Here is an 11,975-nt window from a genome sequence, read left to right as displayed (position 1 = left end):
GAAAAAATCAGGGCGGCATCCTCTGCGGCGAAGGGGGTAATGACAAACTCTCTGGCATGGGCGGCAACGATGCCCTCTGCGGCGGCACAGGCAACGACATTCACATCGGCGGCACAGGTAACGACATCAGCTTTGGCGGTGCAGGCAACGACACGCACATGGGCGGTTCTGGCAAAGATACCTTCGTGCTGGCACTGAATAACGGCGTGGATATCGTCAAAGACTTCCAGAAGGGCGAAGACAAAGTGGGACTGTCGATGGAGTTAAACCCAGAGATCCTCGACATTGTGCAGCGGGGCAGAAACACCGTGATTGGCGTGGGCGGTGAACGACTTGCGACTCTCTTGAATGTGAAAGCCAATCAAATTAATGCTGCTGATTTTGCCACCGTGGACTTCTCCCACTTCAAGGGAATGGAAGTACCCACGTTAGTGTCCTAAAAAAATGGCTTCATCTGCTTACCTTGTGTGTGTTGATGCCTTCCCATTCAGTTGAGAATCCACAATGGCACTATTTATTCTGTTTGCTTTGTTGCTTGGGTTAGTCGGCAGCATTGTGATAGGTACATTGAGCGTATCGCTGTTAATAACTAGGCTGCAAGAACATAGCGGATCTCGACGATTAGTTCGCGCTGCCCTTTGTGGAATGAGTGCGATCGCCACCCTCCTGCTCACTCTGTTGTGGAGTCAGTCGCAGTTCCAAACAATTACCCCTCCAGATGGTGGAGCACCTACCCCGGATGATGCCCTTGCCTTATTAAAAGCTTGGCTTGGCTTTGGTCTTGCACCGGGTTTGGGTCTGCTCTCAGCAGGGTTAACTAGCCTTTGCTGGAGAAGAAGTTGAAGTTTTCCACGTTCCAGAAATTTGATTCATTTGAAGTGTAGTTATGAATTATTCCGCCTCATTCCCACCTCAAGAACTTGGTCAACTCCTCGGAGAATTTAACTGGCACAAACCAAAAGCTAAACAGCTATTTGTGACTTGGGGTTTGATGATTATTCCCTCACTGATTAGTTGCTTGTTCTTGGTCGGTATTCCTGCAACAATCTTCTCGATCTACTTTGCTCATCGATCGTGGCAACGATGGCGATCAGCTCAAAGTGTTGTCCTCCTTTATCAACATGGTTTAGTCGATCGGCGTAAATCTGATCCTATAATTTTGCCCTACGCCGACGTTGATACCCTACTCATTGCCGTAACCCGTCTGGCAAAAATAACGAGCTATACCCATACCATTCAAACCCGAGACAATCGCAAGATTCAATTTGATGAGCATCTAGCACAGATTAAAGAACTGGGATACATCTTGCAGGAGCAGGTCGTGCAGCATCAATTACCGAATGCGATCGACACCTATCATCGAGGACTGCTTGTTTTCTTCAAGCCGCTTGCAGTCACAGATAGTGGTCTTGTCATGGGTATGCAACATCTCTCTTGGCAAGAGTTTGATGGTGCGGCAGTAATTCAAACTCGAACTCGTACGACCATTCACACCTTCGTTGAGATTAAGCAAAAAGGTCAGAAGAAGCCCTGGGCACTGCTTGATCAAAAGACATTTCCAAACCTGCCCCTTTTTTTCGTGCTACTTGATTACATTCAGGGTTCAGCAGAGCGTGACGATATTCAGGTCAGTTAGGTAGACATCGCGATTCAAGTTGAACTTACCTCAATTCATGGCATAGAAACACCTGACAAAGTAATGCAAGTTTCTGTCCCAATAAACAACAGTTCACAATTCAATTGCAAGAGATAGTTTTATGGCACGCGACAATGATAATTCACTTGGTAATGCAAGAGATTTAGGCGTTTTTCCACTCAGCGGTCGAATTGTTAGCGATACGGTCAGCTCAACCGATGACTTGTCAGACTTCTATCGCATTAATGTTTCTAAACCCATTCGATTAGGTGCGACCTTAATTCCGAAGAACTCAGACGTCGATTTGTTTCTGAGAAGCGCAGATGGACAGGCGATTTCATCCTCACGAAATAGAGGTACTGCCGTTGATTCACTTAATGCTGAAACCATTGCCCCTGGCGTTTATTTTCTGGAAGTGCAAAAGCCAGATAGCGGTAGCACCGCTTACGATCTAAGCTTGAACGGGCTTGCAGTGAGCGAAGCCAATTTATCAGTCAATGTGAAGGCGATCAGAGCTTTAGAACGATTTGACCCCAGGACAATCTTTGGTAATTTCCAGCAGGCTGACTTTCAAATTTTCACAAATATCCAAGGTGAATCTCGCAAGAGCAAGGTCTTTGGCAACAACGATCAAATTAGTCCCAATTTCATTGTTTCCAAAAGTGTTGATCTAAACCAGCGATTTGTTCCCGTTAACCTCGCCGTAACAGATCACGATCCTGCTCCCAGCAGGTTTGATGATTTCGCCGATTTTAATCCTAGCAATACTCAAATCGGTTCATCGTTTGAGTTCGACGCAGCGACTGGAAGACTGCGATCGCAATTTGGCAACAATTCTGGCGGCTTTGGCGTACCGAGATTAGAAGGAGAAGTCATTACTCTGGAAGGCGATGGGAAAGGTGCACCAGTAGGGCAGGGAGGAACAAAGCGGGCAGTCGTATCGTTTCAAGTGACCTATGATGCCTTTACCAATTCATTCGCTACATTTAGCAACAGCACCCCTATCATTCGCGGTACCAACGCCAGCCAAGACCTGACCGGAAAAAATCAGGGCGGCATTCTTTGCGGCGAAGGCGGCAACGACACCCTTTCCGGTATGGGCGGCAACGATGCCCTCTGCGGCGGCACAGGCAACGACACTCAGATCGGCGGCACAGGCAACGACATGAGTTTTGGCGGTGCGGGCAACGACACGCACATGGGTGGTTCTGGCAAAGATACCTTCGTGTTGGCACTCAACAATGGGGTCGATGTAGTCAAGGATTTCCAGAAGGGCAAAGACAAATTGGGATTGGCGATCGAGCTAAATCCTGAAATTCTCGACATCGTGCAGCAAGGCAAAAACGTTGTCGTCGGGGTAGGGGATCAGCGGCTTGCCGTTCTCTCCAACGTTAAAGCCAATCAGATTACGGCTGCCGATTTTGTCACCGTTGATTTCACTCACTTTAAGGGAATGGAAGTACCCACGTTAGTCGCGTAGCCGTTGCAGGCGAATTAACACGAAGCAGTTTTCAATAGGCTTTTCAATATCATCCAGTTCGGTCGCGATTCATACTTTCTGAGTCTAAACGGGTGTCTTGTCGTATAGCACCGTTGCAAAGAAACGCCGATCGGAACGTCACCTTTATCTTTATTTACATCATTCACAATTTCAGGAGAAATTCAATCATGGCGAACGCAATCATTAACGCATTGCTTAATCCCACAACCCTTGTTCAGGAGAAAGAGCAGACCAACGTCTCTGGGACTCGGAATAGTTTTCTAAGCACTGCTGAAGCGGTGTTTGGCAATATGCCCAATGGCAGCATTGGCGCAGTCGGCAACGTCAGGGGATTGGGGAATATTGGCTCAAACGATGGAATCGATAACTTCTCATTTGCCGTTGATCGCCCCACTCGACTGGATGCCAAACTCACGTCAAACAACGAGAAGAATATTGCCTTTAACCTGATCAAAGACTTTGATAATGACGGCAAAAAGGGCTTTAGCACAGGCTTTGAAGATTTGCTAAATGCTTCCTTCATGCCGGGAGCCGATGAAATTCAGTTCGATCGCCTGGAACCAGGAACTTATTTTCTGGAAGTCATCAAGAGTACTGACCCCACGACTTCGGTCGACTATACGCTAACACCCAAAGCGTCTCCGATCGCGAATTCCAGACTCAACGTTGAGATCGATCGTATCATTCCGCTCAACAGTCTTGGCAACGTGATTTTGAAGGCGAACATTGAGGGATTCACTCAGCAAACGCAGCCTTTCGGATCGGGCGGCAATCAAGGCATCATTCTCAGTCGACCTGTTGACCCAAATAAGCGAGAAATCAACGTTAAACTGAATGCCTTTAAAGTGGATGCGAACGGCAGGCAATCCCCGCTCGATCTCAATGCCAAATTGGGCAAGACGGAACTGGAGTTCAACTACGACACGCTGACTCGTCAGGTGAAAGGCGAAACAGGCTTCGGCTTCTTTGGCAAAGAGAACGCCACAATACGGCAAACGGTGCGGGGAGACGGTGAAGGAACATCTAGTGGCATCAAAGTCAGCTATGACACGTTCACGGTTCCCGATGTAATTGTTGGCAATCAGCCTGCTGTGCTGCAAGCCAACAATATTCCCGTGATTCGAGGCAGCAACGGCAAAAACCCGATGCAGGGCAGTAACAATAACGGCATTCTGCTGGCACTGGGCGGAGACGATCGCGTGAACAGCCGTGGCGGAGATGACATTGTGGATGGCGGGAGCGGCAAAGATGCGCTGACTGGCGGCAGTGGCAATGACATTCTGATTGGCGGCACCGGAAACGATCGCATCTTCGGCAATGCAGGTGATGACCTGCTCGATGGTGGCAAAGGATTAGATGTGCTGAATGGCGGTGCAGGCAGTGACACCTTTGTTCTCGCTCGCGGCAACGGCACCGATATCATTCAAGACTTCCGCGATGGGCAGGACTTTATCGGGCTAAAAGCAGATTTGAGCCTTGCCGATTTGCGGTTTGTCCAACGCGGCAGCAGCACGGTCATTCAAGCAGGTCAAGAGCAGCTTGCCGTTGTGCAGGGCGTTCGTCCCGCTGCGCTAGACCTGACCGATTTCAAATCCATTGCAACGATGCCCGTTCTGGAAACGATCGTCCCTGTTGTGGCGTAGCGGATTATCCAACTCAGAATTCATCCATCGTGAGTTCTGAGTCACTCCCTACCCCTGCATAGTCAAAACAGAGCAAGACGATCGACTTCGGAACGCTTTAGGAACGCTTCGGGAACGCTTCTTTCGCTAACTTGATTTCAGATGCAATAAGAGAACTGCATCGCTCCTGACTAGTGATTCAAAGAGGACGTTTATTCTGAAACAGAATTGCAGGTATCGCTCGATCGCGCCTCGTGCTGTGTTGAAGACAATCGCTGCTACTACCAGTAACGCAGTTCATCAATGCAGCACAAAGCAACAACAACTTGCTGTCCTCTCGAATCTGAAAACCAATCAGATTACCGCTGTCAATTTCACTTGCTTCACGAGAATAGAAATACCAACATTGCTGGAATAGAATTCCGTGTTTTCGTCTTCCAATGTACTAGCTGAGCCATTGACAACCCATGATTAATGTTCCTCGAGAAGGTATTTCCCATGGCACGTGACGACAACAACTCTACGAGTACTGCTAAGGATTTAGGGCAATTTTCTAGCTCCAACAGATCCTTCTTTCAAGAAGATAACATTGGTCAAGACGATAGGTTGGACTTCTACCGTTTTACCATCAATACTCCATCTCGATTTTCTGCGGTTGTATTTTCTTCCAACGTCAATCTGCTGATATTGCAGGACGCTAACAACCGGACGTTAGATGTCTCTATCCTGAGCACATCATCTGATGTGGGAGTGGTTAGCTCTCAAAACTTGCAGCCTGGAACTTACTTTCTAGAACTTAGCTCCCTTAGTAACACATTCGACGGCTATAAGCTAAGTGCCAGTGCTTTAAGCATTAATCGGGCAGAAACGAGCATCACTCTAGAGCGAATTACAACGTCAGAGCAATTTGATATCAAAATTCCCTTTTCCTCATCTCATCGGGCAGATTTCAAGACGACTATTAACATCGATGGGCAAAGTCGATCGAGTGGTGTATTTGACAAGGATAGCAACGATGTCAAGCCGAACTTTACCTTCACTCAACCTGTCAATATCTCTGCAAAAGAGATTCCCTTCGAGATTAAAGCGATCGATGCTGACCCCGATCGAGATGATCCGGTGGATTTGGTTCCCTTTTTCTCAGAGCTTCCCCAGTTTTTTGGAAAGTATACTCCTGGTACTGACACGCTTTCTACAGGTGATCGTATCAGTGGCTTCATCAGTGGATTTCCCACTCGTGCAGGACTCAGCCAATCTGTAGAAGGGGATGGATTTGCTCGGCTGAGAGATGTGTTTGGCGCTCCAAGTGAGAGAGCTAAACAAGCTAAAGTGACATTCCGAGTTGATTACAACACCTTCACCGCATCATCGACAGCACTCCAAAGTGCCCCAATGATTGTAGGCAATGGCACAAATATCACCGGACGCGATGTTGGTGGCATTTTGGTGGGCAACGATCGCCGCAATAATCTGTTTGCGAAAGGCGGCAACGATGCCGTTTATGGCGGCAAAGGTAACGATCTGCTTGATGGCGGTACAGGCAACGACATCACCTATGGCGGCGATGGCAACGACGTCCATATTGGCGGTGCAGGGCGCGATGTCTTTGTAGTGGATTTGAATTCTAAGAGCGTAGATCTGTTCAAAGATTTTCAGATTAATGGCGATCGCATTGGACTTCCGTTTGCGCTACAGCCCGACATGATTGACGTGATTGCACATCAATTGGGTGCTGCCCTTAAAAGGGGTGGCAATACGCTAGCCGTGCTGCAAGGCGTTCGATCGAATCAACTCACTAACCAGCATTTTGCTCAAGTTGATTTTGCCGCCGTTAAGGGCGTAGAAGTACCCCACGTCATTGTCTAATTTGTAGTCTTGCATTTCACAATCGATTCGGCTTTGGCGCTCGCGATTGTCAACAGGAATTTTTGTTGAAATTTGCTCACATCTTGTTAATTCTTTAACTTCAATGAGAGACATTCAATTATGGCGAACGAAATTATTGAAAGCATACGCACCCCAACCGATATCGTCATATTCAAAGAAACTGAGCCAAATGACTCGCTGGGGCAAGCGAATTCGCTGGGCAACCTACTGAACTTCAGAAGCACAATTGAGGGCAATGTCCGGATCATTACCACGCCTTTTAGCTCAACTCAACCTTCCACGATCATCCGAGATCCGATCGATGTATTCTCCTTTAGCGTCGATCGCCCCTCAAAACTCGATGTCTCACTAAGAACCGCCAAGGCTGAAGATGTCGCAATGCGGCTCATTCGAGATTTGAATGGAGATGGCACAGTGGGTTTGAATGAACTTCTGTCATCTTCTTTCCAACCCGGTGCAGATGAAATTAAGTTCGATCGCCTTGATTCGGGAACCTATTTCTTAGAGGTCAACAAAAGGGAAGGTTTTTCCTCCGTGGATTACAGTTTGATTCCCAGAGCGGGTCAAGTTGTGGCTGCAAACCTGACGATCGGTATCGATCGACTCATTCCGCTCACTTCGAAATCGAACGTTACTGTCAAAGCAGATATCAACGGACAGCAGCAAGTCACTTCTCCCTCATTTTCGCCAGCACCCGGACAAAACATCAACTTATCAGCATCGGTTGATCCAGGCCAACGCGAACTCAGCGTCACCCTGAGGGCTTTTAAGCCGGGGGCAAAAGTTGCTCAAATTCCGCTTGATCTGGACGCGAGAGCAGGCAAAACGGCACTAGAGTTCACCTATGACACGCTGACTCGGCAAGTGAAGCCCAAAGACGGTAACGGTTTCTTTGGCAGCGAAGATCAAATTATCCGACAAACAGTGCGGGGTGATGGAGAAGGCACAATCAGCGGCATTCGCGTTAGCTATGACACGGTCAAGCAAGCCGATCCTAATCCGGGATTAATACCCGTTGAGCGGTTGCCGCGTGTGCCGATCGTGCGTGGTAGCAGCAAAGCAGATCCGATGCGGGGAGGTTCCCAAAGTGGGATTCTATTGGCACTGGGCGGAGATGATCGCGCGAATGGCGGCGATGGCGATGACATTATTGACGGTGGAACGGGCAAAGACACGCTGATTGGCGATACCGGTGATGACATTTTGATTGGTGGTAATCAAAACGATCGCATCTTCGGCAATGCAGGGGATGACATTCTGGAGGGCGGTAGAGGCGCAGATCAGCTCACGGGTAGTGCGGGTGCTGACACCTTTGTTCTGGCTCGCGGCAAGGGAACTGACATCGTCACTGATTTTCAAAATGGTCAAGATTTCATTGGACTAGTTGGATTGTCTTTTGCTGATTTGAAGTTTGTTCAACAGGGCAGCAGCACGATCGTTCAAGCAGGCAAAGAACAACTTGCTCAGCTCTCGGGCGTTCGTGCCACCCAGCTTGATCCAACCGACTTTCGATCGATCACGACGCTAGCCGTTTCAGGCGCGATCATCCCAGTACTGGCATAGGAATCAGCCGCCCGGCTGGATTTGTACAAAAACCTGTACAAAAACGAAATCCAGATTTTATGCCATCTGCATTCCATCTAAAGGTTAAGCGATCGCGACCACACCATTCTTTTGAATTTTTGAGGAGTAAACATCATGAATCGACTGTTCAAATCCTACCGAACTTTATTTGTTGGCTCGCTTCTGACGACGCTACTTCTGAGTTACCCGATCGGTTGGGCTGAAACGGCAATTGCTCATACCGAAAGCCATTACCCTGAGCAAACGACCATTAATTCTGTCACGACTCCGCTATTTGATAACCTAGGCAACTACAGCCATTCGATTTCAACTCGCAATTCGCAGGCACAGCGTTACTTTGATCAGGGATTGATTCTATCCTACGGTTTCAACCATGCCGAAGCGCTGCGATCGTTTCAGCAAGCCGCCCAACTTGATTCCAACTGCGCGATCTGTTACTGGGGCATGGCGTATGTGCTAGGTCCAAATATTAACGCAGCAATGGAAGCGGGAGCCGTTTCCACCGCCTGGGAAGCGATTCAAAAGGCGATTGCCCTTAGCCCGTCTGCCAGCCCTAAAGAACGCGCCTACATTGCGGCACTGGCAACCCGCTACGCACCTGAGCCTGTTGAAGACCGAACTGCTCTCAACCTTGCTTATGCGAACGCGATGCGGCAAGTGGTACAACAATATCCTGATGATCTTGATGCTGCCACCCTGTTTGCCGAAGCACTGATGGACACCATGCCCTGGGACTATTGGGCAGAAGACGGCACGCCCAAACCTGAAGGCGCAGAAATCATTGCAACGCTGGAATCTGTCCTGCAACGCAACCCAAACCATCCCGGCGCACTGCACCTCTACATCCATGCGGTGGAAGCCGAACGTCCAGAACTGGCAGCACAAGCCGCCGATCGCCTCCGTGACCTCAACATCAACACCGGGCACCTGATTCACATGCCGGGTCACATCTATATTCGGGTGGGACGCTACCACGATGCCGTCATTGCCAATCAGCAAGCCGCCGCCGCCGATGCCTTCTATGCTCAACAGCACAACCCAGAAGGAACGTATCCCACAGTTTATATGCCCCATAATCATCACTTTCTCTGGTTTGCAGCGGTGATGTCGGGACAGCGGGAAGTGGCAATGCAGGCTGCCCAACAAACGGCAAATTTAGTGGATCAATCCCTGATCCAACAAGCAGGCAATGGTCCCTTGCAACATTTCACCCTGATTCCGCTTTATACTCAGGTCAAGTTTGGGCAATGGAATGAAATTTTGGCGCAGCCTGCCCCAGGGCAGGATTTGATCTATCCCACAGGCGTTTGGCATTTTGCTCGCGGCATGGCATACACGGCAAAAGGCCAGCTTCAGCAAGCAGATCGGGAACTCCAGGCCCTCCAGGCGATCGCCACCAATCCTGATCTGGAGTCTGTCACCGTCGATGGTCTTAACAGCGCAGATTATCTGCTAAAAATTGCGATCGAAGTGCTATCCGGTGAACTGGCAGCTAAACAGGGAAACTATCAGGAAGCGATCGCCCATCTTCGTCAAGGCGTTGAGTTGGAGGATAGCCTCACATACACTGAACCTGCTTCCTGGTATGCTCCGGTACGTCAGACTTTAGGCTCAGTGCTGCTCCAAGCCAACCGCCCCACAGAAGCCGAGCAAGTTTACCGAGCGGATTTAGCAATCTATCCCGAAAACGGTTGGTCGCTCTATGGGCTAGCGCAAAGTTTACGAGCGCAAGGCAAAGAGCAAGAAGCACAGCAGGTACAAGCCCGATTTGAGCAGGCTTGGCAATATGCCGATACCTCGATCGCTGCTTTGCAGTAGTCGTCATGCAAAGTGTTTTCCTGGTTTGCAATCTGTTTCAGAAACCTAATTCATTGGAAATCAATTCATGCAGTACCTGTCTTCACCGACGCTCACGACAGTCTCCTACGACAAATCCGGCAGTGGTCCACCCCTAATTCTCGTACACGGCAGCTTCAGCGATCACAATACTAACTGGGAGTTTGTAAAACCCCGATTCGAGAAGCAGTTTACCGTTTATGCGATCGCTCGTCGTGGACGGGGTGAAACAGACGCAACCGAAGGTCACAGTCTTATTGATGAAAGTTTGGATGTCGTGACCCTGATTCAGGCGATTGATGAACCCGTTTTCCTTCTGGGTCACTCCTATGGTGCTCAGGTTGCCCTTGCCGCAGCGAACAAAGTTCCCAACCACGTGCTGAAACTGGTGCTTTACGAGGCTCCCTATCCGCAGTCCATTCGTAAAGAAGCTCTAATGCAGCTGGAGGCACTGGCGCAGGCAGACCACTGGGAGGATTTTGCAATCACCTTCTTCCGCGATGTTCTGTTTGTCCCGATTGAGGAGCTAGACGAACTGCGAGCCACCGAACTTTGGTCGCCAATTATTGCCGATGCGAAGGCAACGCTGGGCGATCTTCGGACACTGGTCCGGTACAATTTCAAAGCCGATCGCTTTCGGGATCTTCCAATCCCGGTGCTGCTCCAGATTGGCAGCGAAAGCCCTCGTGACCTTTATGTGACTAATGCGATCGCCGCCGTCCTTCCTGATGCTCGCATTGAAGAGTTACCGGGCCAGGCACACGAAGGAATGACCACAGCACCCGAATTGTACACCGAGGCAGTATTTCGCTTCTTGCTTGAAAAATAGATTGAAGTTCTAGTGACCGTTGTCGCCACCATTGCCCTGACTTAATCTAGCCTGACCCTCTACTGCACTAGCTTTCTGAATGGTGCGCCAAACTTTAGAGGCAGTACTGCTGCAAGCGAACCGTCCTGCCCAGGCAGAGCAAGCCTATCTGGAGAATGTGGCTGAATATCCTGAAAACGGCTGGTCACTTTATGGGCTAGCGCAGAGCTTATGGGCAGAGGGCAAAACACAAGAAGCGCAACAGGTGCAAACTCAATTTGAGCAAGCTTGGCGCGATGCAGACGCTTCGATTACCACCTCACGGTAATAAGGCATCTGTCGGTTCTGATCCGCACTGCTAACCAAAACCGACAGAAATAGTAACTCGCAAAACATAGTAACTCGATTGACCTATAGGAGACGATCGCCATGAAGATCCAATTTACCAAGCATGGAGGTAAGCAGGACTGGATGGAGTGCATTCGCGACAATGGAACTTCTACCCGATGTCCAATGCCAAAACAGGGCATTCTGCCTCACGATTTTGTTCATTACGTGGTTGAAGATACGCTCAAACTCAAACGGGGATTTTATGGCATTTTATCCATAGGCGTTGGGTTTCCGAACTCGGCTCCTCCCTGGGATGCTGGCGACTTTCAATTAAACGATCTCAGTGAAGCACTGCAAGCCGAATCGTTCGTAGAATGCTTCCAAGCCGAGATGTGGAATGGCTTCGAATCCAGCGAAAACTTTTGGGAAATTTTACAAATCGCCTGTAGCCAGCGCAGCGTTCCTACTCCAGATCACATCACAAGCGATAATCTGCAACAAGTACGCTCTCGGCTGCGAGCTTATACCGAACAATGGGATGCACTGCCAATTGGTGAAACATTAACAGTTGTGTTTAATTCATGAGCGATCGAAGCAAAAGCACATGAACTATCATTGAAGCGAGTGTTTGTTGAAGCAAGCATTACTGCGATTTAGCAGCATCCTACTGAGCATTGTCTATCTACCGCCAGCAATCCGCCATATTATTCTTAGAACAAAACTAAGAAACTGTTTGTGGATCCTTTGATTCACAAAAGATTTGATGGCAAG

Annotated in this window: 11 protein-coding genes; all 11 read left to right on the top strand. The window is 49.0% G+C overall.

The features are described from left to right. Nucleotides 1-440: M10 family metallopeptidase C-terminal domain-containing protein (locus H6F80_RS30350; RefSeq protein WP_518523546.1), on the top strand; the 440-nt coding region annotated here is incomplete at its 5' end. 64 nt (nt 441-504) lie between these two features. After that, entirely contained in the window at nt 505-843 is a 339-nt protein-coding gene (locus H6F80_RS09335) for a hypothetical protein (RefSeq protein WP_190791297.1), read from the top strand. 43 nt (nt 844-886) lie between these two features. Then, nucleotides 887-1,636, top strand: a complete 750-nt coding sequence (locus tag H6F80_RS09330; protein ID WP_190791296.1) for a DUF6585 family protein — start codon at nt 887-889, stop codon at nt 1,634-1,636. Nucleotides 1,637-1,757: 121 nt separating this feature from the next. Next, on the top strand, nt 1,758-3,116 hold the full coding sequence (locus H6F80_RS30345; protein WP_190791295.1) for a calcium-binding protein: 1,359 nt from the start codon (nt 1,758-1,760) through the stop codon (nt 3,114-3,116). A gap of 188 nt (nt 3,117-3,304) precedes the next feature. Further along, nucleotides 3,305-4,780 carry a calcium-binding protein gene (locus H6F80_RS09320; RefSeq protein WP_190791294.1) on the top strand — a complete coding sequence of 492 codons (1,476 nt, stop codon included), beginning with the start codon at nt 3,305-3,307 and terminating at the stop codon, nt 4,778-4,780. Nucleotides 4,781-5,257: 477 nt separating this feature from the next. Then, a complete protein-coding gene (locus H6F80_RS30340; protein ID WP_277879086.1) occupies nt 5,258-6,625 on the top strand; it encodes a calcium-binding protein in 1,368 nt (455 codons plus the stop codon). A gap of 120 nt (nt 6,626-6,745) precedes the next feature. Then, nucleotides 6,746-8,209 carry a hypothetical protein gene (locus H6F80_RS09310; protein ID WP_190791292.1) on the top strand — a complete coding sequence of 488 codons (1,464 nt, stop codon included), beginning with the start codon at nt 6,746-6,748 and terminating at the stop codon, nt 8,207-8,209. 135 nt (nt 8,210-8,344) lie between these two features. Then, the gene (locus tag H6F80_RS09305) at nt 8,345-10,048 is read left to right on the top strand and encodes a tetratricopeptide repeat protein (protein ID WP_190791291.1); all 1,704 of its coding nucleotides are present in this window, start codon (nt 8,345-8,347) and stop codon (nt 10,046-10,048) included. A gap of 67 nt (nt 10,049-10,115) precedes the next feature. Next, nucleotides 10,116-10,895 (top strand): alpha/beta fold hydrolase, encoded by a 780-nt coding sequence (locus H6F80_RS09300; protein WP_190791290.1) that lies wholly within the window; start codon nt 10,116-10,118, stop codon nt 10,893-10,895. A 79-nt stretch (nt 10,896-10,974) separates the two neighbouring features. Then, a complete protein-coding gene (locus H6F80_RS09295) occupies nt 10,975-11,202 on the top strand; it encodes a tetratricopeptide repeat protein (RefSeq protein WP_190791289.1) in 228 nt (75 codons plus the stop codon). Between the two features lie 101 nt (nt 11,203-11,303). Beyond that, nucleotides 11,304-11,789 carry a hypothetical protein gene (locus H6F80_RS09290; RefSeq protein ID WP_190791288.1) on the top strand — a complete coding sequence of 162 codons (486 nt, stop codon included), beginning with the start codon at nt 11,304-11,306 and terminating at the stop codon, nt 11,787-11,789. Nucleotides 11,790-11,975: the final 186 nt, after the last annotated feature.

The sequence above is a fragment of the Leptolyngbya sp. FACHB-711 genome (assembly GCF_014695615.1).
GTDB lineage: Bacteria > Cyanobacteriota > Cyanobacteriia > Elainellales > Elainellaceae > Leptolyngbya_A.
Note: the sequence above shows the minus strand (reverse complement) of the source record. Positions and strands in the feature narration are given on the sequence as shown.